Here is a 20,607-nt window from a genome sequence, read left to right as displayed (position 1 = left end):
GTAAGCTTATGCGTACAGTGATTACATTTTTGATTGTTTTTGGAGTATTAGTTATCGTTCACGAATTTGGCCATTTTTTCTTTGCCAAGCGTGCTGGTATTTTAGTTAGAGAATTTGCGATTGGGATGGGACCTAAAATTTATGCCCATATGGGTAAGGATGGGACCACCTACACGCTGCGTTTATTGCCGATTGGCGGTTATGTGCGGATGGCCGGCTTAGAGGATGAGGAAACCGAATTAAGTCCTGGGATGCCGATGTCATTAGAGCTGGATGCGCAGGGGCATGTTCAGCGTATCAATGTCAGCAAGAAGGTTCAACTGCCAAACAGTATTCCAATGGAGCTGATTGCGGCTGATTTAGTGGATGATTTAACCATTAAGGGCTATGAGAATGGCGATGAAAGTCAAGAAGTTGAATATACAGTCAATCATAATGCGACGGTTATCGAAGAGAATGGTACAGAGGTTCGTATCGCGCCGAGAGATGTTCAATTCCAGTCAGCGAAAATTGGGGCGCGGATTTTAACGAACTTTGCAGGACCGATGAATAACTTTATTTTGACAGTTATTTTGTTTATTGCGTTAGCCTTTATGACTGGCGGAGTACCGGTCTACAATACTAATCAAATTGGACCTGTTGAAGCGGGCAGTCCGGCAGCTGAAGCTGGCTTGAAGGAAAATGACCGCATTGTTCAAATCAATGATAAGCAGGTTGCTTCATGGGAGGATTTAACGACTGAAATTCAGAAGAATCCCGGCAAAGAAGTAACAGTGGTTGCCACTGAAAATGGGCAAGAAAAGACGCTTTCGTTAACACCGGAAACCTCTAAGGTAAACGGTGAAAAAATTGGTAAAATCGGTATTAGTGCCTTTATGAAGACGGGCTTTGTGGACAAGATTGTTGGCGGAGTTACCCAAAGCTGGAATGTAGTGACTCAAATCTTTAAAGCGTTAGGTTCACTATTCACCGGCTTCAGCTTGAACAAGCTGGGTGGTCCAGTGATGATGTACCAATTGTCTTCTCAGGCGGCTAGCCAAGGCGTGCGGACAGTGATTTCCTTGATGGCTTTTCTATCAGTCAATTTAGGGATTGTTAACTTGCTGCCGATTCCAGCCTTTGATGGTGGAAAAATTTTGTTAAATATTATTGAAGCATTACGAGGAAAACCAATGGATCCAGAAAAAGAAGGTTTAATTACGATGGCCGGCTTTGTATTCATCATGGTATTGATGATTCTGGTTACCTGGAATGATATATCTCGCTTCTTCTTTTAACTGATCAAGGAACTCGCTGCGGCGGGTTCCTTTTTTCGAATGGTTTAGCGGTTAGATTTTTAAGTTTAAGCTTGTGGCTTGATGGGATAATTTTAATGCAAAGCTCAAAAAAAACAGTTATACTAGATAGTACTTGAAAAAAGTGAAGGAGATGTTCTTTTGTCTCAAAATCGGGAATTATTCGAAAATTTATTGCGTCAAATTGAGCTGAGTGATGAGGACCAGCAGCATCCGTTTATTCAAGCGGCTGAAATTAAACAAGTGGTGGTCCATGAAAAGTCACGGGTGTGGGAATTCTTTATTCAGGCACCGCAAATTTTGCCAGCTAAGCTATACTATGCCTTTCACCAGAAATTGGTGCTGGCCTTTCAGTCAATTGCCCAGGTTAAACTACATATTGAAGCAGCCGATTCCCAGTTTAATGAAGAATTGCTGCAGCATTATTGGCGTTTGGCTTTAAGCGAACAGGATTGTGATACGCCGTTAGTTAAACAGGTGTTAAGCAAACCGCTGCCAGTCCTGCAGGATAAACGGATTGTCCTTTTGATTGATAATCAAACGGTCATTCCTTTTTTGAAGCAGCAGTATTTGCCGTTAATTGAAGATAATCTGGTTTCTTACGGTTTTCCTAAATTGCGGATTGATCCTGAGGTGGATGAGGAGCAGCAGGAACGGGTTTTGAAGCTGTTTGAAGAACGCAAGCAGGAACAGGATGCGGCTTTCCAAGAAAAAGCTGCTGAAACTATGGCGCAGCACGAAGCGAAGAAGAAGGAAAAATCAGAAGCGGCCTTTGATGGTCCGATTCAAATGGGCCGCAACATTCCAGCGGATGAAGCGATTATGCTGATGGGAAATATTTTGGAGGAAGAACGCCGGGTAACGATCGAAGGCTTTATTTTCGATAAAGAAGTTCGTGAGCTGCGTTCCAAACGTAAGATCCTGATTTTAAAAATGACGGATTACACCTCTTCCTTCGTAGTAAAGAAATTCTCTAATGGCGAAAAGGATGAAAAGATTTTTGACGCGATTAGTGAGAAAAGCTGGATTCGGGTTCGCGGAAGCGTTCAGGAAGACACCTTTATGCGGGATTTAGTTATGAATGCTCAGGATATTCAAGAAGTGAAGCATCCTGACCGCAAGGATTACAGCAAAGAAAAACGGGTGGAGCTGCATTTGCACTCTAATATGAGTACGATGGATGCGACCAACAGTATTAGCGACCTAGTTGCTCAAGCGGGCAAATGGGGGCACAAAGCAATTGCGATTACTGACCATGCCGGCGCGCAGGCTTTTCCGGATGCCCATGCGGCAGGTAAAAAAGCGGGAGTCAAGATTCTTTACGGTGTCGAGGCCAATGTGGTTGATGATGGGGTATCGATTGCCTATAATGATCAGCACATTGCCTTAACTGATGCTACTTATGTTGTATTTGACGTGGAAACGACCGGTTTGTCAGCTGTTTATAACAAGATTATCGAGCTGGCGGCGGTCAAAATGCACAAGGGAAATGTCATTGATACCTTTGAAGAGTTCATTGATCCAGGCCATCCTTTGTCAGAAACAACGATTAACTTAACTGGGATTACTGATGAGATGGTTCGCGGGTCTAAATCGGAAAAAGAAGTGCTGCAGCTGTTTGAAAAATTCAGTGAAGGAACGATTTTAGTGGCCCACAATGCGGCCTTTGATATCGGCTTTTTGAATACCAGCTATGTCCGCCATGATATTCCAGAAACGACGAATCCGGTCATTGATACTTTGGAGCTGGCGCGTTATCTGTACCCGGAATTTAAACGGTTTGGACTAGGTGTCTTGACGAAGAAATTCGGCGTAAACCTAGAACAGCATCACCGAGCGGTCTATGATGCAGAGGCAACAGGCCATTTAGGGTGGATTTTTGTTAAAGAAGCGATGGAAAAACACGGGATGCTTTACCATGACCAGTTGAACGATCATGTAGGTGAGGGAGATTCCTATAAACGGGCCCGACCTTTCCATGCAACCTTACTGGCTAAAAATCAGGATGGGTTGAAGGATCTGTTTAAACTGATTTCCATGTCGAACATCAATTACTATGAACGGGTACCACGTATTCCTCGTTCACAGCTGAAAAAACTGCGGGAAAATATTTTAGTCGGTTCGGCTTGTTCTCAAGGTGAGATTTTTGAAGCCATGATGCAAAAAGGGGTCGAAGAGGCGAAGAATCGTGCGAGCTTTTACGACTACATTGAAGTCATGCCAAAGGAAGTTTATGCCCCGTTGCTTGAACAGGAGCTGGTGAAGGATGTAGCGGATCTGGAAGATATTATTCGCAATTTGGTGCAAATCGGTAAAGAACTGGACAAACCAGTCGTTGCTACGGGGGACGTCCATTACCTTAATAAAGAGGATGCCATTTATCGTAAAATTCTGGTTACCTCTATGGGCGGTGCCAATCCTTTGAACCGCCACAGTCTGCCGGAGGTTCATTTCCGGACTACAGATGAAATGCTGCAGGCTTTTGCTTTTCTAGGGGAAGAGCTGGCAAAACAAGTCGTTGTCGATAATACGAACCTGATCGCGGATACTTGCGAAGAGATCGTACCAGTGAAGGATGAATTGTATACGCCTAAGATTCCGGGATCAGAGGAAGAAATTAAGCAGCTGAGCTATACTCGGGCGAAGGAGCTTTATGGTGATCCACTGCCGGAAGTAATCGAAAAACGCTTGAAAAAGGAACTGGATTCGATTATCGGTAACGGCTTCTCGGTTATTTACTTGATTTCACAAAAACTGGTGCACAAGAGTAATCAGGATGGCTATTTGGTTGGTTCACGGGGATCAGTCGGTTCCAGTTTTGTGGCAACCATGACCGGGATTACTGAAGTAAATCCTTTACCGCCTCATTATTATTGTCCAGAATGTCAGTATTCGGAATTCTTTGAAGACGGCTCCTACGGTTCTGGTTTTGATATGCCGGAGAAGGCTTGTCCTAAATGTGGTGCACGTCTGCATAAAGACGGACATGATATTCCTTTTGAAACCTTCCTAGGCTTCCATGGGGATAAGGTTCCCGATATTGACTTGAACTTCTCTGGAGATTATCAGGCAGAGGCTCACAACTACACCAAGGTATTGTTTGGTGAGGAATATGTCTTTAGAGCCGGAACGATCGGTACGGTAGCAGATAAAACGGCTTATGGTTATGTTAAGGGCTACGAAAGAGATCATAACCTGCATTTTCGCGGGGCAGAAATCGATCGGTTAGCCAAAGGTGCTACGGGAGTTAAACGGACGACGGGTCAGCACCCGGGTGGGATTATCGTTATTCCTGATTATATGGATGTATATGATTTTACGCCGATTCAATATCCGGCGGATGATCAGAACTCCGAATGGAAAACGACTCACTTTGACTTCCACTCAATTCACGATAATGTATTGAAGCTGGATATCCTGGGACACGATGATCCGACGGTAATTCGGATGCTGCAGGAGTTGTCTGGGATTGATCCTAAAACGATTCCGACCGATGATGCCGAGGTAATGAAGATTTTTGCTGGTCCACAGGTATTAGGAGTGGAATCAGACCAGATTTATTCTAAAACGGGTACGCTGGGGATTCCAGAGTTTGGGACTCGCTTTGTTCGAGGCATGTTAGAGGAAACACATCCTTCAACCTTTGCCGAGCTGCTGCAAATTTCTGGTCTTTCTCACGGAACCGATGTTTGGCTGGGGAATGCCGAAGAAGTTATCCGCCGTGGCGACGCTACCTTAGCTAACGTTATCGGTTGTCGGGATGACATCATGGTTTATCTGATGCATGCTGGTTTAGACAGTGGAATGGCCTTTAAGATTATGGAGACAGTGCGTAAGGGATTATGGAACAAGATTCCTGATGAGTTGCGGGAAACTTATTTGGCAGCAATGCGGGAGAACAACGTGCCGGAATGGTACATTGACTCTTGTTCGAAGATTAAATACATGTTCCCGAAAGCCCATGCGGCTGCGTATGTTTTGATGGCGCTGCGGGTGGCCTACTTTAAAGTGTATTACCCAATTCTTTATTACTGTGCATATTTCTCTGTTCGGGCCGATGATTTTGACTTAGTCGCGATGGCTAAAGGCAAGGACGCAGTGAAGGCTGCCATGAAGCTTATTACGGATAAAGGTATGGATGCAACAACGAAAGAAAAAAATCAGCTGACCGTATTGGAATTGTGTAATGAAATGCTGGAGCGAGGCTTTACCTTTGGCATGATTGATTTGTACAAATCAGATGCGACGGATTTTGTGATTGATGGGGATACCTTGATTGCCCCATTCAGAGCCGTGCCAGGCTTAGGAATGAACGTGGCGAAACAGATTTGCGAAGCACGCAAGGACGGAATTTTCTTGTCTAAAGAAGATTTGGCCGGTCGTGGGAAAGTTTCCAAGACCTTGATCGAATATATGGATGCTCAGGGCGTATTGAAAGATCTGCCGGATGAGAATCAGCTTTCATTATTCGATATGTAAAGAAAGAGATAAATACCTAGAGGAATCGGTATGCAAACCGCTTCTATGAAAATGGGTTGGTTGAATTTTCATTCCAACTGTGGTATTATAACAATGTAATCAGACAGTGAGGTGAGTGAGCGGATTTTTCGCTCACTCTTTTTAATGGATTGAAAGCAAGAAGGAGGCTGACAGCTTGAGCAGCGTAGTCGAAACCATCACTGATTTAGTGATGCCGATTTTAGAGGATCAACACTTTGAATTGGTAGAGGTTGAATTTGTTAAAGAAGGAAAAAATTGGTTTTTGAGAGTGTTCATTGACAAAGAAGGTGGCATCGACATTGAAGAATGTGCATATGTCAGCGAAAAATTGAGTGAAAAGCTGGATCAAATTGATCCTGATCCGATTCCTCAAGCATACTTTCTTGAAGTATCCTCCCCTGGAGCTGAACGTCCATTGAAAAAAGAGGAAGATTATCAAAATGCACTAGGACAGTACATTCATGTCTCTCTTTACCAAAATGTGGATGGTCAGAAGCAGTATGACGGATATTTAAAGGAATTAGATAAGGAACAATTGATATTAACCGTAAAAATCAAGACCCGCATCAAAGACATCACTTTTGACAGAAGCAATATTGCAAAAGCACGTCTCGCAATCGAGTTTTAGGAGGAAGAATAATGAGTAAAGAAATGCTGAATGCATTGAATACTTTAGAAGCAGAAAAGGGCATTTCGAAAGAAATCGTCATTGATGCTTTAGAAGCAGCTTTGGTTTCTGCGTACAAACGTCATTATGGACAAGCACAAAACGTAGAAGTCCAATTTGATGAGAAAAAAGGCGATATTCATGTATATGCAGTCAAAGAAGTAACCGAAGAAGTAATGGATTCACAATTGGAGGTTTCTTTAAAAGAAGCTATGACGATTAATCCAGCTTACGAAATCGGCGACATGATCCGCTTTGAAGTAACACCAAAGGATTTCGGCCGTATTGCTGCTCAAACCGCGAAGCAGGTCATCTTGCAGCGTGTCCGTGAGGCGGAACGCAACATAATTTACACTGAGTACAGTGCCTATGAAAAAGACATTATGCAAGGGGTTGTTGAACGTCAGGACAACCGCTACATTTATGTAAACTTAGGAAAAATCGAAGCGGTTCTTTCTAAACAAGATCAAATGCCAAATGAATTCTACCAACCTCATGACCGCATCAAAGTGTATGTTTCTCGCGTAGAAAACACATCAAAGGGCCCACAGGTTTTCGTGAGCCGCAGTCACCCAGACTTGCTGCGTCGGCTATTTGAGCAAGAAGTTCCTGAAGTATATGACGGAATTGTTGAAATTATCAGCATTGCCCGTGAAGCAGGCGACCGTGCGAAAGTAGCGGTTCGCTCGAATGACCCGAACATCGATCCAGTGGGAACCTGTGTAGGTCCTAAAGGGCAGCGGGTTCAAGCGATCGTTAATGAGCTGAAGGGTGAAAACATGGATATTGTTGAATGGAACGAAGATCCAGCAGTATTTATCGCCAATTCATTAAACCCAGCACAGGTTGAGGATGTTATTTTCGATACTGAAAATCCTAAAGTGTGTACCGTTGTTGTACCTGATTACCAATTGTCACTAGCAATCGGCAAACGTGGACAAAATGCACGTCTGGCAGCTAAGTTAACCAGTCATAAGATTGACATTAAATCAGAATCAGACATGGAAGAATTCTATGCGAATTATGACGATGGTGATTTTGATGAAAGCTCAGAAGCTCTTCAAAGCGTATTCCCAGAAGGCTTTGCTGAACGATTGGAAAATCCGGAAGAATATGCTGAAGAAAACACTGAGGAACTGGCAGAAGAACAGAGTGAAGCAGTAGAAGAACCAATTGAAATCACTCCTGATATGACAGAAGACGACATTGAAAATGTTGCTTTTGATCAAGAAGAAGATTAATCGCGTAGGAGGCATTTTATGAAAAAAAGAAAAGTCCCTTTACGTAAATCCGTCGTATCTGGCGAGATGAAACCGAAAAAAGAGTTGATTCGGATCGCGAAATCAAAGGAAGGCGAAGTTGCAATTGACCCTACCGGCAAAATGCCCGGCAGAGGGGCCTATGTTGCAATTGAGCCGGAAGAAGTCCAGCAGGCCTGGAAGAAAAAAGTTTTGGATCGGGTATTGGAAGTAGACCTTTCTGATGACTTTTATCAAGAGCTGCTAGATTATGTGACCCATCAAAAAGCCAGAAGAGAGCTCTTCGGCAATGAATAGACAAAAGGCCTTAAACTTATTGGGCCTGGCAATGCGTGCAGGCAAACTGATCACTGGGGAAGAACTTACCATTAATGAAATCCGCAGACAAAAAGCTGCGTTGGTTTTAGTTGCTTCTGACGCCAGTGAAAATACAAAGAAAAAAGTAACAGATAAAAGCAATTTTTATCAAACGACCTGTCTGATTGAATTCACAGAAAGTGAGTTAGCAGCCGCTATTGGCAAACCCCGCAAGGTAATTGGGGTGATGGACCAGGGCTTTGCTAAAAAGATGGTGTCGTTAATACAAGGTTAGGAAGGTGATTGCATGGGAAAAAAACGAGTATATGAATTTGCCAAAGAAATTAATCAATCAAGTAAGGATGTTGTAGACAAGGCCAACACATTGGGGATCGATGTTGTTAACCACATGGGAGCTCTTTCAAATGACGATGAGTCAAAACTGAAGAAGGCTTTTACTGGAAATGCACAACAACCAAAACCAGCAAATACTCAAGCAAAACCATCAGCTAACCAGCACGAAAAACCTAAATTTAAGAGCTCTAAAAATAACCCAAATTTCCAAAATAGAAAAGGAAATCAAGACAGCGTGAGAAATTCAAATAATAATCAACAAAGCAATCCCAACCGGGACAATCGTCAAGGACAAAATAACCAAGGTCAACGCCCAGCGGGCAACCAAGGTCAACGTCCAAACAATCAAGGACAAAGTGGCCAACGCCCAGCGGGTAACCAAGGTCAACGTCCAAACAATCAAGGACAAAGTGGCCAACGCCCAGCGGGTAACCAAGGTCAACGTCCGAACAACCAAGGACAAGGCGGCCAACGCCCAGCGGGTAACCAAGGTCAACGTCCAAACAATCAAGGACAAGGTGGCCAACGCCCAGCGAGTAACCAAGGTCAACGTCCGAATAACCAAGGACAAGGCGGCCAACGCCCAGCAGGGAATCAAGGTCAACGTCCGAATAACCAAGGACAAGCCGGTCAACGCCCAGCAAGTAATCAAGGTCAACGTCCAGCTCAAGGTCAAGGCCAGCAAGGGAATCAAGGCCAACAACGCTCCAACACACAAGGCGGAAGCAATCAAAACCGCAACCGTAATAATAACTTCGGTAACCAAAATCGCAACAATAATTTTGGTGCTAACCGCAACAAGAACAAATTCAATAAAAAAGGAAAAAAAGGCAAGTATCAACCAAGCCAAAAACCGCCAGTTCCAGCACGTAAGTTCCGTGAACTGCCTGAGGTATTGGAATACACTGTCGGCATGAACGTAGCCGATATTGCCAAGAAAATTTATCGTGAACCAGCAGAAATCATTAAGAAATTATTCTTGGTGGGAGTTATGGTTAATCAAAACCAACCGTTGGACAAAGATACGATTGAATTACTAGCAACAGATTATGGCATCGAAGCGCAAGAAAAGGTTCAGATTGATATTGCTGATATCGACCGGTTCTTTGAAGGTGAAGAAGTAGACGAAGAAAAATTGGTTCCACGACCACCAGTTGTTACTATCATGGGTCACGTCGATCATGGTAAAACAACCTTATTGGATACCCTGCGTCATTCACGGGTAACCAGCGGTGAAGCCGGCGGGATTACACAGCATATCGGTGCGTACCAAATTGATATTAACGGCAAGCCAATTACTTTCTTGGATACTCCAGGACATGCGGCCTTCACCAGCATGCGTGCTCGGGGCGCAAGTATCACGGATATCACTATTTTGGTTGTTGCAGCTGATGATGGGGTTATGCCTCAAACAGTTGAAGCTATCAACCATGCGAAAGCGGCGAAAGTGCCGATTATCGTAGCAGTGAACAAAATTGACAAACCAGGTGCGAATCCAGATCGTGTTATGCAGGAATTAAGTGAACATGAATTGGTTTCTGAAGCATGGGGCGGCGATACAATTTTTGTACAAATTTCCGCGAAATTCAATCAAAATATTGAAGAATTGCTGGAAATGATTCTTTTAGTCGCAGAAGTGGAAGATTTGAAAGCTGATCCGACTCAAAATGCTATTGGTACAGTAATTGAAGCCCGTTTGGACAAAGGAAAAGGCCCTGTGGCTACTTTATTAGTTCAACAAGGTACTTTAAATGTCGGTGATCCAATTGTAGTTGGTGATACCTATGGTCGGGTTCGTGTAATGACGAATGATATTGGTCGTCGCGACAAGACTGCTGGACCAGCAACACCAGTTGAAATTACCGGGTTAAATGATGTTCCTCAAGCCGGAGACCGTTTTGCAGTCTTCGCGGATGAGAAAACAGCACGGGCAGCCGGTGAAGAACGGGCAAAACGTGCCTTACAAGAGCATCGCAGTTCCAATGCTCGCGTAACGTTAGACAACCTGTTTGAATCATTAAAAGAAGGCGAATTGAAGGACGTTAACGTAATTATCAAAGCGGACGTTCAAGGTTCAGCTGAAGCATTGGCTGCATCATTGAAGAAAATCGATGTTGAAGGGGTACGAGTAAATATCGTCCATTCAGCAGTTGGTGCCATCAATGAAAGCGACGTTACTCTGGCAGCAGCAAGTAACGCCATCATGATTGGCTTCAATGTTCGCCCAACACCGCAAGCAAGACAACAAGCAGAAGCCGAAGAAGTAGATATTCGCTTGCACCGGATTATCTATCAAGCGATTGATGAAATTGAAACAGCGATGAAGGGTATGCTTGATCCTGAGTACGAAGAAAAAATTACTGGTCAAATGACTGTTCGTGAAACATACAAGGTTTCTAAAGTCGGAACAATTGCCGGCTGTTATGTCAACGAAGGCAGCATTTCCCGCGACAGCGGCGTCCGCGTTATTCGCGACAGTATTGTTATCTTCGAAGGCAAGCTAGCCAGCCTGAAACGCTTCAAGGATGATGTGAAAGAAGTTAAGATGGGCTACGAATGTGGTGCCATGGTTGAAAACTTCAATGACCTTAAGGTGGACGATGTAATCGAAGCCTTCATCATGCAAGAAATTAAGAAAGCCTAAAAAAGGAGGCAGTTTTTATGCCTAACTATCGAGATCGTCGAGTTGCTCAAGAGATTTTGAAAGAAGTCAATGATATCTTGCGTAAACGCGTTCGTGATCCACGGGTTCAAAACGTGAATATTACGGATGTGCGCGTGACGGGAGACCTGCAGCAGGCAACCATTTTTTACAGTCTGTTGTCGGATAAGGCTTCTGACAAGCAAAAAGCACAGGATGGTTTGGACAAGGCAAAGGGCTTGATTCGTCGAGAACTTGGTCAAGCACTGTCCATTTACAAAACACCTGAGCTAGTGTTTGAATTAGATGAATCCGTTGAATACGGCTCAAAAATTGATCAAATGATTCGCGATCTAAATAAAGAGTAAAGAAAAGGCCTGGGTGAAAATGCTTCACTCAGGTTTTTTTTGCAAAATAAGGAATTTCCTGTTAAAGTGTAAAGGGTTTTAAGCAAAATAGCTTGAGGAGGCTGTTGGAGATGAGTACAGAATTCGATAAGCGTATGCGTCAACTACATGACGAATACCTCAATTGTTCTCCAGAAGAAAGAAAATTAATTAGACAACATATGAAGAAGAACAATCTGCTTTTGTATCGCAAAACAGAACGGATGAAGCATGATCTTTTAAGGATGGAAGCGAAACGGGCGCAGTTGTCTTTAGATCAGGACTCAAAAGAATTAACCGAATTGGAAAAACGGATTATTGACAAGAAAATAGAATTTCTAAAAATATTAGCAAAAGTCAGAGAGAAGCAAGCCAGAGGTCCTAAATGATCCTAATTGAGATCATTATTTTTCTTGCTTTAACAATCACTTTGTCCAACGTGTTGGCTAAGGTGTTTCCGTCTATTCCGATGTTTATGATTCAAATTGTGTTAGGGATTTTGCTGGGGCTGACAGAAATTGGCCGCTCCATCAATTTTGAACCCGAGGTTTTTTTGGTAATGATTATTGCGCCGCTGCTTTTCCGAGAAGGGGAAACAGCGGACATTCCGGCTATTTTGAAGCATAGCTGGACCATTTTATTTTTAGCCTTTGGCGGGGTGATTCTCACCTTGACCGGGGTGGGCTTTGCCTTGCATGCGTTGCTGCCGGCAGTCCCGCTGGCGGCCTGCCTGGCCTTTGGTGCGGCATTAGGCCCAACTGACGCGGTAGCGGTGAATTCACTGGCAAAAAGGCTGAAAATGCCGGATTCGGTGATGCATATTCTGGAGGGTGAAGGCCTGTTGAATGATGCTTCCGGCGTTACCGCCTTTCAGTTTGCGGTGGCCGCTTTAATGACCGGTCAGTTTTCAGCAGCGGATGCTTCTTTGACCTTGCTGCTTTCGACTTTGGGCGGTGTGTTGGCAGGGATTATCGTCGTTTATATTAAACGTCAGTCGATTCAGCTGATTGAGCGGATCTCCGCCAGGGATATAACTGGGTATTTGCTGATTGAATTGACCTTGCCATTTTTGGCTTATTTAGTTGCTGAGCTGCTGCATTCTTCGGGAATTATCGCGGCGGTCGTTTGTGGAGTGTTGGAATCTCGACGCTTTAGCAAAATCAGCTTATTCGATGCAGAACTGTCCAATGTTACTGAGACCAGCTGGCAAACCATTAGTTTTACTCTGAATGCGCTAGTGTTCCTCTTTCTGGGGATTGAGCTGTCCCAAGTATTTTCACCAATTTGGAATAGCGAAACCTACGCCAATCTGCACTTATTCTTTATTGTAGGTGTGATTACCGCACTGCTCTTTTTAATTCGATTTCTTTTTATTACCTTATTTTATTCCTTTACCCGGGGATTCCGGAAAACGCATCATTATCTGCATGAGCGTTTGTTATTGACGGTTGGTGGTGTCAAAGGAACTGTCAGTATTGCGACGATTTTTATTTTGCCAGCGACGATTGGTGGTATTGATTTTCCTGAACGCTCGCTGCTGCTATTTATTACCGCTTGTGTGACCTTTCTTAGTCTAATTATGGGCATGATTTTACTGCCGATTTTATCAGATGGCGAGGTAACTCCGGTTTCGAATCCAAGACAGGCGGGAATTTACCGTGAAGTGATTGCTTGTCTAGAGGAGGATATCGAAAATCCTGAGCTGAGTGAGCAGGAGGTTTTTGCAATTCAAGCGGTGATTACTAATTATCAGGACCATATTCAAGAGCTTTTTACCGAAACAATGTCTGAAAGCAGCCAGCAGGAATTTCAAGAGGTGCAGGCCTTAATGCTTTCGATTGAGCGGGATGGCTTGGATGAAAGTTATCGACGTCGGAAAATAAATACCGAATCCTATCGTTTGTATTCGATGTTTATTTCTCGTTTCCAAAATTCGATTCCTCATCAAGTCCTGTCGTTTCTAGGCTTTTGGCTGATTGTGGTTCAGCGAGTTATTCGGGTAATTTTACATCCAAAGCTATTTTTGCAACGTCGGCGAACTCGAGGTCAGCGAAGTGTCATTGATCGGCGGGATGTTTCAGCAGTGAGAGAAATCTTTTTACAAAACAGCGAAGCAATTTTAAATAGTTTGGAAAACTTGAGAGATGTTTATGATGAAGAATTGATTGATTTCTTTGTCGAAGAACGCAAAAATTTGATGGAACAAGTCAATAAAAAGGGACTTTTTGGAACCATTTTGATTCAACAAGATCCTTTGTATACTAAGGAATTGCTGCGGGGCTATTATTTGGAGCGAAAAATCATTGATGAGCATGAGGTTGGCGGCGATATTTCCACCTTTGAAGCCAATGATTACCGTCATCGGGTCAATTTGCTGGAATCTTACGCTATGCGTCAGCCGGCGGATGCGCCGCTCCGTTTTATTCTTCGCAAGAAAAAAGCTAAAAAATCTTAAGAGAACCTCGTCTGTTTATTAAAAATGGACGAGGTTTTTTTGGTGCAATTTTTTCTTTGTCTTTTCTGCATTTAGCTATGGTATAATGGCAACGTTGAAATTTTAGGAAAATGGAGCGATATAATGGACGGTATCTTGCCTTTGTGGAAAGAACGGGGAATGACGAGTCACGATTGTGTATTTAAATTACGCAAGATTTTAAAAATGAAAAAAATTGGTCATGGGGGGACCCTTGACCCTGATGTGGATGGCGTTTTGCCGATTTGCATCGGTAAAGGAACCAAGGTTATTGAGTATTTGCAGGACAGCGGCAAAATTTACGCGGGTGAAATTACGTTGGGTTATTCTACGACGACTGAGGATGTCAGTGGTGAGCTGATTGAAAAAAAGCGGGTGGAAACCCCTTTTTCAGCGGAAGAAATTGATGCTGTCATGAAGAAATTCGTGGGCACGATCACACAAATTCCGCCGATGTATTCAGCGGTAAAAGTTAACGGCAAACGGCTGTATGAGTATGCCCGGGCCGGCGAAGAAGTGGAGAGACCCCAGCGTCAAGCGGAGATTTATGCCTTTCAACGGGTGAGCGAGCCGGAGTTTGATGAAGCAGCCGGAACTCAAACCTGGCGCTTTGAGGTTTCTTGCGGAAAGGGAACGTACGTTCGTACTTTGGCGGTTGATTTAGGCGCGGCTTTAGGCTATCCGGCACACATGTCTGATTTGACTCGCTTAGCCAGCGGCGGTTTTGTTGCCGGTCAAGCAGCAACCTTGTCGCAGGTTCAGCAATTGATGGACGAGGAGCGGATGGATAAGATTTTGCAACCGATTGAAACAGCGGTTCAGGAATTTTCGCGGATTAATTTGTCCGATGACTTGTGGCAAAAGGTTAAAAACGGTCAGCTGCTTCCCTTGAAGGAATTAGGCTTAGAAGCAGCGCCTGAGGATTTGATTGCGTTGTTCTACCAGGATAAACTAGTCAGCTTGTATGGGGTGCATCCTCAGCGATCGGGTTGGCTGAAACCGAGTAAAGTGATTCGCAACGAATAAGACTCGTTGTTTTGATAAAATTGGTCTAGTTGATAGTAAAGGAGATAATGATGGAGATAATTAAATTACGCCACCCTTATCAGCCGGCGGAAATTCCGACCGATGAGGTGGTACTGGTTCTGGGCTTTTTTGATGGCGTGCATCGCGGACATCAGGAAGTAATTGAAACTGGACGTAAACTTGCGAAAGAAAAAAATTTGAAGCTGGCTGTAATGACCTTCAACCAGCATCCGGCAGTGGTTTTCCAAAAGGTGGACCGCAATCCGGTTAAATATTTGTCTAATCTTACCCAAAAGGAAGAATTAATGGCGCGCTTGCAGGTAGATATTTTGTATGAGGTTGCTTTTACTTCCGCCTTTGCTGCTCAGCCGCCGCAGGATTTTGTTGATCAATACATTGCCGGACTTCATGCAAAAGTAGCGGTATCCGGCTTTGATTATACCTACGGCAAAGGAGCCGAAGCGGATGTTGCCCATCTGCCGGAGTATGCCAAGGGACGTTTTGAAGTGGTAATGGTGCCTAAACAGGTGGATCATGAAGAAAAAATCAGCTCCTCACGGGTTCGTCAGCTGCTGACGGATGGAAATCTGGAAGAAGCTAATCGTTTGCTGGGGTACGTTTATGAGACTAGCGGGGTCGTGATTCATGGCGATGCTCGGGGACGTGAACTAGGCTATCCAACCGCGAATATTCAATCAGATGAGCAGATGGTTTTGCCGAAGGTCGGGGTGTACGTCAACGAGATTTTAGTTGGCGGTCACTGGTATCCGGCGATGGGCTCGATTGGACATAACGATACCTTTGGCCCTCATCGCCAGAAAACAGTCGAACTGAACATTTTGGACTTTAATCAAGATATTTACGGGGAAGAGGTTCGAGTACGCTGGCTGCACTTTATTCGAGGACAGGTGAAGTTTAACTCAGCTGAGGAGCTGATTGCTCAACTGGATGCTGATGAAGTAGCCACTAGAGATTATTTTGCATAAAAGGAAGATCACCAGGCCCGATTGGTCTAGTGATCTTTTTTTGTATTTCCCTTTTTTTAATAAAAATTCGGAAATATGGGTAAATTTTTTTACTTTCGGGAAATCCTTTGGTGGTGCGTTTTTTGTTTTTTTAAGTATTAGTTTATAAAAATTACCTATTGACAACCCTTTCAAAATAATTTAGCCTAAAAGCGTCGACACGAGAAATACTATTTCACAAGAAAAAAGGAGGTCTGTAAAATGACTGAACATACATTAAATTATCAGCAATTATTTCAGCTTCAGCGTTCTACGCTTGAAACTCGTATCAGCAATTATTACGACGAGAGTCGTGATTCAAAAAATACTATCAAATATTTGATAGCGCTTCAAATTAGAGACGAACTAAGCAGCAAGGATTTTAGTTACGTATTAGGCGGATTAGTTCGCCATATTTTCTTAGAAACCAAATCTACCCGTGCACTGCGCCGCTATTATTATCTTTTCCGCGAATATTTTGCCCTAGATGAGTGGAAGCTGTTAACCTCCCGCTTATTCGCTATTACCATGTTTGTTGCTGAGAAAATCAGCAAACTGAAGGATCAATTCGCCAAGCTGGTTCCGGAAACTTTCTCGGTTCCGTGACGAGGCACCTTAACGTAAACCTAAACAGTAATCCATTGACTATAGATACTCTAAAAACGAAAGGAATGAAACTATGTTAAGCTTAGCTGCAACCTTTGAGAACAGCCAAGGCGGTTTACATCGCTTAAACTTGAAAGATCCAGATCGAAATAAACCTGCCGAAGAAATTCGGGCGGGATTAGAAAAATTAGTACAGTTGAATTTATTTGAAAAAGGCGAGGTGGGACTGTTCAAGAAATTGGTCTGTGCCAAATTTGTCGAAACCATCGAAAGACCTATCTTTGATTTACGTCAGAAGAATTGCAGAGCAGCAGCCTCAGACGCTGAAGTTCAGCCTGAAACAGCTCAAGCAACACAAACATCAGTATCAGTCGCTCCAGTTAAAAAAGATCTGATCCCTTTGAATTCTGTTCAAGCGCTTCAATCGGAATCAGTTGCACCAATTGCACCAACCGCTTTAGAAGTACCGCAAATAGAAATTAAAATTCCAGAGGATTTCGATGCTTCGGCACTAACGGAGGATGAGCTGCTTGCGATGTTGACGGCTCAGTTACCGGCGGGGGCTACTTTGGAGAGCTTTAAAACAGCTGATATCGTTTTTAACATTGAAGGCTCCGAGGATAAATTCCCCAAAACAGACTTAACGGAAATCCTCACCGGAGTTCCGCAGCAGGCAGCAGCAGAAAAAGCTGTAGAGCCGGTGACGGAAAAAAGGGTCGATTGGGTACCGAAGCCCAAATCAAAATTCAGGCATCTGCTGTCAGGTCTTCCTTGGGATAAACGCAAGCGTAAAAAGACCCTGAAGCAGTTTAAAAAGGGAACGCAAAAAAGAATAGCCGATTGAAAAACTAGTACTAGGTTCGCATTTTTTGCTAAAGGGGATACGATCGATCCCTTCAAAAAAGCTGGAGACAAGCAGCCGATTCTTTGACACAAATTTTCACCTGAAAAAATCTTTTTCAACAGGTATAATAAAGAGATCAGTTTGATTTTTTAGAGGAGGTGACCCATCTTTCTGGGATGTGGGCCTTTTGAAAGCTGACTGTAAATATAGTGAAAGGGGGACAGGGTGAGTAGTTTGTAAGACAAGGAGGAACGGTATGAAAGAAAAACAAGGAATTTTTTACGGCTGGTGGATTGTTGCCGGCTGCGTCGTGATTACTGCGACGATTGTTCCGCTAGTAATGTCGTTGTCCGGCAAATATGCTTTAGCCGTGATTGACGAGCTGCAAATCAGCCGCAGCCAGTTTATGCTGGTGAACACGATTGTTCAATTGGTGGGGATTGTTCTATCACCGCTGGTGGCGAAGCGGATTGCTGCAGGACAAATGAAATTATTACAGGTTGCTGGGATTATTGGTTTTTGTATTAGCTATTTTACCTATTCCTTAGCGCAAAGTGCGATTCACTTATATATTTCTTCCCTTTTTGTAGGCCTATTTTATTGGATGTCGACGCTAATTCCGATCAGCTATATGATTACCATGTGGTTCAAAGAGAAGCGTGGATTAGCCATGAGTATTGCGATGGCCGGAATTGGGATTGGCGGAACGATCTTTTCACAGGTGGTAACGTTGTTTCTGACGAATTACGGTTGGCGCACCACCTATCAGTTGATGGCGGGGATTGCGCTGCTTTGTTCTTTGCCGATCGCTTTATTGGTGTTCAAAAGCTCTCCAAAGGAAAAAAATTTGCAGCCTTATGGAGCTGAAAAGGAACCGCAACAGCTTTCTGAAGGAGCGGTGGAAGAAAGTGCCAACTCTTCGTTAACAGTGAAGGGCTCATATACAAAATTCTTCTTTTGGCTGGCTATGCTGGGCATGTTCTTAAACGGTTTAATAAACTCCGGTGCCTTATCGAATTTCCCAGCAGCGATCCAGGAGATGCATAATCCAGCGGTTTCGGCCAATATTATTTCTATTTATTCATTTGTCGGAATATTTGGAAAACTGATTTTAGGCTGGGTTAATGACAAGTTTGGTGTAGTCATCAGCAGTCTTTTTGGCTGCGGCGCCTTTTGGCTGGCCTTTGTGTTGATGCTGAATGGACAAAATACAACTATTTTGTATCTAATGGCTTTTTCCTTTGGGCTAGGTACGCCAATCGGGACAGTATCTCCGCCATTGATTACCGCCAGTGTCTTTGGACAAAAAAATTATCCTGAAGCCTATGGTTTAGTGACGAGTATCATGACTATCGGTACAGCTTTAGGTTCAGTTTTTGTGGCCAGTATTTTGGATACCACCGGCTCCTTCCAGATCGCTTGGCTTTGCATGATTGCCTTCACTGCCTTAACGTTGTTAGGCTGGGTTGGTTCTTATGTGACTTCTCGCCGGTATTTTGGCGGAAAAGCCGATCGTTTGGAAAGTGCCAAATAACCTGTTTTTATACAAGGAGGAATTTTTTTGAGTTTGAAGGAACAGCTTTTTAGTGCGCTTCGGGAAAAAGAAGCAAGAATGATTGAAATTCGCCGGTACCTGCATGAGCATCCGGAATTGTCTTTTCATGAAACGGAGACAGCCAAATATATTGCCGATTTTTACAAGGATAAAGAGTTAGAAGTTACGGTGGAGACTCAGATCAATGATGAAAATGGCATTATTGTCACGATTGATTCAGGCAAACCAGGGAAAACCTTGGCGATTCGTGCCGATTTTGATGCTTTACCCATCGAGGAGACGACTGACCTGCCTTTCGCTTCTAAAAATGAAGGGGTCATGCATGCTTGCGGGCATGATGGTCATACGGCCTATATGCTGGTTTTGGCTGAAACATTAGCCGAAATGAAGGATCAGCTGCGAGGGAAAATTAAAGTCTTCCATCAGCCAGCGGAGGAAACTCCACCAGGAGGAGCAGTGGGGATGATCAAGGCCGGCTGTTTAGAAGGCGTAGATAACGTTGCCGGAATCCATGTCATGAGCACATTTCCGTTAGGCAAGGTTTATTATCGCGAAGGTGAAATCCAGTCAGCCCGTTCATTCTTCAAATTGACTATCAAAGGAAAAGGCGGACATGGTTCTTCACCTCATGAAGCCAATGATGCGATTGTGGCGGGCAGCTATTTTGTGACCATGCTGCAAACGGTTATCAGCCGCCGGATTAATCCCTTTGACATGGGCGTGGTGACGATTGGTTCCTTTGAAGGAAAAGGCTCCTTCAATGTCATCAAGGATCAGGTAGTTTTAGAAGGGGATGTTCGTTCCATGAGTGAACACGCCCGGGATATTATCGATGCAGAGATTAATAAGGTTTGTAAAGGTGTGGAGGTGGCCTTTGGCGTGGTCTGCGACTTGGATTACACCACAGATTATCCGGTTCTTTACAATGATCCTGCATTTACTAGACAAGCGGCTGAAATCTTGAAAAATACCACGTTGGATCGAGTGGAAGCCATTGAAGTAACCGCGCCTATTCCACCATCAGAGGACTTTGCTTATTTTGCTGAAAAAGTGCCAAGTACCTTTATTTATGTCGGTGCTCAGGTAGAAGGCAAGCCAGCCTATCCGCACCACCATCCTAAATTTGATATCAATGAAAAATCCCTGCTGATCTGTGCTGAGGTGATGGGAAGCATTGTTGTGGATTATTTGGTAGAGTAAAAGAGTGTACACTTTTAGCAAAGAATATTGTATTAAAATTTCATTATTCGTAGTTGTGAGCAATAATGATTTCAAGTGACTTGCCTGTAAGAGCATGAAATGTGTTGACTAAGTAATTCTCTTAGGAGGGGACTTTCTGATTTGTAGCAGAAGACAACTGAAAGTGTATTATTATTTTCATTTTTCTGATCTGTAAATAAGTAAATACCAGAAATCAATAAGCGTAGAATTCCTAGTAATGATTGAAACCAATAATCCTATGTTACAGAAAATATGCTGCCATTGGTATTGATTTTATTGTTAGACCATACGGGAGTTCTCACAGATCAAAGATTTGATTATCTAATCCTGCTTACAATTGGTTCTTCACCTCTTAAGTAGCAAAATTTATCTCACTGAAACTTGTTAAAATTTTTTTGCTTCTTTCTCTAAGACTCAATACACTGGGCTTGAATCTATAGAGATATTAAAAGAACCATTTGTTAAATAGGTTGTTCACC

At 43.4% G+C, this 20,607-nt stretch carries 16 protein-coding genes; all 16 read left to right on the top strand.

Annotated elements, in window-relative coordinates; translation table 11 throughout:
• The first annotated feature begins 8 nt into the window (after window positions 1-8).
• The 16 genes from rseP to IGI49_RS06625 all read left to right on the top strand — a co-directional run bounded on the left by rseP (window position 9) and on the right by IGI49_RS06625 (window position 20,107).
• Window positions 9-1,277, top strand: coding sequence for an RIP metalloprotease RseP (gene rseP / locus IGI49_RS06700; protein ID WP_429963882.1), 1,269 nt, complete (start codon window positions 9-11; stop codon window positions 1,275-1,277).
• Window positions 1,278-1,436: 159 nt separating this feature from the next.
• Window positions 1,437-5,774 carry a PolC-type DNA polymerase III gene (locus IGI49_RS06695; protein WP_429963881.1) on the top strand — a complete coding sequence of 1,446 codons (4,338 nt, stop codon included), beginning with the start codon at window positions 1,437-1,439 and terminating at the stop codon, window positions 5,772-5,774.
• A 175-nt stretch (window positions 5,775-5,949) separates the two neighbouring features.
• Entirely contained in the window at window positions 5,950-6,423 is a 474-nt protein-coding gene (gene rimP / locus IGI49_RS06690) for a ribosome maturation factor RimP (protein WP_429963880.1), read from the top strand.
• A gap of 11 nt (window positions 6,424-6,434) precedes the next feature.
• Window positions 6,435-7,703, top strand: coding sequence for a transcription termination factor NusA (gene nusA / locus IGI49_RS06685; RefSeq protein ID WP_429963879.1), 1,269 nt, complete (start codon window positions 6,435-6,437; stop codon window positions 7,701-7,703).
• An 18-nt stretch (window positions 7,704-7,721) separates the two neighbouring features.
• The gene (gene rnpM, locus IGI49_RS06680) at window positions 7,722-8,018 is read left to right on the top strand and encodes an RNase P modulator RnpM (RefSeq protein WP_429963878.1); all 297 of its coding nucleotides are present in this window, start codon (window positions 7,722-7,724) and stop codon (window positions 8,016-8,018) included.
• The gene (locus tag IGI49_RS06675) at window positions 8,011-8,313 is read left to right on the top strand and encodes a YlxQ-related RNA-binding protein (RefSeq protein ID WP_010759451.1); all 303 of its coding nucleotides are present in this window, start codon (window positions 8,011-8,013) and stop codon (window positions 8,311-8,313) included. Before rnpM ends, IGI49_RS06675 begins: the two co-directional genes overlap by 8 nt.
• 12 nt (window positions 8,314-8,325) lie before the next feature.
• Window positions 8,326-11,016: a translation initiation factor IF-2 gene (gene infB / locus IGI49_RS06670; RefSeq protein ID WP_429963877.1), complete on the top strand. Its 2,691-nt coding sequence runs from the start codon at window positions 8,326-8,328 to the stop codon at window positions 11,014-11,016.
• Between the two features lie 17 nt (window positions 11,017-11,033).
• Window positions 11,034-11,381, top strand: coding sequence for a 30S ribosome-binding factor RbfA (gene rbfA / locus IGI49_RS06665; protein WP_207702527.1), 348 nt, complete (start codon window positions 11,034-11,036; stop codon window positions 11,379-11,381).
• 110 nt (window positions 11,382-11,491) lie between these two features.
• A complete protein-coding gene (locus IGI49_RS06660; protein WP_207702526.1) occupies window positions 11,492-11,788 on the top strand; it encodes a hypothetical protein in 297 nt (98 codons plus the stop codon).
• Window positions 11,785-13,854: a cation:proton antiporter gene (locus tag IGI49_RS06655; RefSeq protein WP_207702525.1), complete on the top strand. Its 2,070-nt coding sequence runs from the start codon at window positions 11,785-11,787 to the stop codon at window positions 13,852-13,854. Before IGI49_RS06660 ends, IGI49_RS06655 begins: the two co-directional genes overlap by 4 nt.
• A gap of 123 nt (window positions 13,855-13,977) precedes the next feature.
• Entirely contained in the window at window positions 13,978-14,898 is a 921-nt protein-coding gene (truB, locus tag IGI49_RS06650) for a tRNA pseudouridine(55) synthase TruB (RefSeq protein ID WP_207702524.1), read from the top strand.
• Window positions 14,899-14,948: 50 nt separating this feature from the next.
• The gene (gene ribF, locus IGI49_RS06645) at window positions 14,949-15,884 is read left to right on the top strand and encodes a riboflavin biosynthesis protein RibF (protein WP_207702523.1); all 936 of its coding nucleotides are present in this window, start codon (window positions 14,949-14,951) and stop codon (window positions 15,882-15,884) included.
• Between the two features lie 240 nt (window positions 15,885-16,124).
• The gene (locus tag IGI49_RS06640; RefSeq protein WP_207702522.1) at window positions 16,125-16,508 is read left to right on the top strand and encodes a hypothetical protein; all 384 of its coding nucleotides are present in this window, start codon (window positions 16,125-16,127) and stop codon (window positions 16,506-16,508) included.
• A gap of 73 nt (window positions 16,509-16,581) precedes the next feature.
• Window positions 16,582-17,352 (top strand): DUF2922 domain-containing protein, encoded by a 771-nt coding sequence (locus IGI49_RS06635; protein WP_207702521.1) that lies wholly within the window; start codon window positions 16,582-16,584, stop codon window positions 17,350-17,352.
• A 256-nt stretch (window positions 17,353-17,608) separates the two neighbouring features.
• On the top strand, window positions 17,609-18,886 hold the full coding sequence (locus tag IGI49_RS06630; protein WP_429963876.1) for an MFS transporter: 1,278 nt from the start codon (window positions 17,609-17,611) through the stop codon (window positions 18,884-18,886).
• A 78-nt stretch (window positions 18,887-18,964) separates the two neighbouring features.
• On the top strand, window positions 18,965-20,107 hold the full coding sequence (locus tag IGI49_RS06625) for an amidohydrolase (protein WP_429964978.1): 1,143 nt from the start codon (window positions 18,965-18,967) through the stop codon (window positions 20,105-20,107).
• Window positions 20,108-20,607 lie beyond the last annotated feature (500 nt).

Origin of the sequence: Enterococcus sp. AZ071 (assembly GCF_050499065.1) — a bacterium.
Lineage (GTDB): Bacteria > Bacillota > Bacilli > Lactobacillales > Enterococcaceae > Enterococcus_A > Enterococcus_A ferrettii.
This window is presented reverse-complemented; position numbering and strand designations above follow the sequence as displayed.